Source organism: Streptomyces sp. NPDC031274, from assembly GCF_055570235.1.
This window is the reverse complement of the sequence record NZ_JBVIHP010000319.1, coordinates 1-1,236: the sequence shown is the minus strand read 5'-3', so window position 1 is coordinate 1,236 and position 1,236 is coordinate 1. Positions and strand designations below refer to the sequence as shown.

The 1,236-nt window shown below is 63.1% G+C and carries 2 protein-coding genes; both read right to left on the bottom strand.

The annotated features are described in order from the left end of the window. Positions 1 to 609: glycosyltransferase (locus tag ACZ5CR_RS46005; RefSeq protein WP_468869903.1), on the bottom strand; the 609-nt coding region annotated here is incomplete at its 3' end. Continuing rightward, positions 610 to 1,236: hypothetical protein (locus ACZ5CR_RS46000; RefSeq protein WP_468869901.1), on the bottom strand; the 627-nt coding region annotated here is incomplete at its 5' end. It lies immediately after the preceding gene.

Here is a 1,236-nt window from a genome sequence, read left to right as displayed (position 1 = left end):
CTCGACGATGTCTCGACGAAGATTCGCTGGGAGTGAGCTGACGAGGGACTCCAACTCGTCACTGCTCAGGGCAACCTCGTCGTACGCGTCTGAGGCAGCCCGTTCCGATGCATGAACGGTGCGTCGCTGTGCGACGCACCGTTGAAGGACGTCGAAGAGCTGTCCCGCCTGCACCGCAGAGCAGCGCACCGCCTCGCTCATCATCCGCGATAGATGTACTTCTCCCCAGTAGGGGTAGACGAACGGACAGTCCAGCTCCCGCATCAACTGCACCGCGCGGTCCAGGACGTCCGGGGCAACGAGGAAGTCGGCCTGGTGGAAGTACACCAGGTCAGCCGGATGCTGCCGGTTGAGGAAGCCCGTGTTCATTGCCCGGCCTGGTGAAAACTCCTCATCCGAGCTGGTGAAGACGTAGTCAGTCCCCAGGCTTCGCGCCAGGTCCCGTTGAGTCGCTTGCTTTCCCAACTCGGCGAGCAGCACACGGTAGTTCTCGTATTCAAGGTCGCTCTGCAGGCTCTCCAGAACCTGTTGGAGATTCTCCTGGCGCTCAGGCTGACTCGGTGAGTGCCCGTACGGGACAATGACGTCAACGCGTGGCGATTCCTGCACTCAGCTGCCCCCTCGACTTGTGTGGTCGTCCACGGCGGTCGGCACCTGATCGCGCAGGATGGACGCGCTCGGAGTGGCCCCGTGGAGATAGGGGTGGTCGTGCCCACCCGCTTTGAGCTGTGTCACGTGGACGCTGACCACTTCGAAGAACGCGGCAAGGTTCTCGTCGAAGCACGCCCGGTACAGCTGACAGGCACTCCCATTGTGGCTCTGGCCAAGCAGTATCTGGAACATGGCCTCGATGGCGTCCCCGGCACCGGCCTGCCAAGCCTTCCATCCTGTCGTCAGGGAGAGGGGATGGTTGTGCGCTTGCCATTCCAGGTGCACCGCGGCTTCGTGGAGATCGGCCTGGCGGCGCCCGTGCGCCTTGAGCACTGCTTGGAACAGTCCGTCATCGCCAAGCGTGTCGCGGCACGTGCGGTAGGCAGCCACCGCAGCCGCGTCACCGCGCTGCCCGTAGCACAGCCAAGCGAAAGCGCGATCGGAGTGCTGGTTGGTGCCGGAGTGCTGGCGCACCAAGTGGTGATTGATCGCGGCCCCGGGGCTGTCCTGCTTGGACCAGGAGTTCACGTTCCACTGCCAGTCCGCGCAGTCGTTGATCATCTCAATCATTGATTCCACCCACTT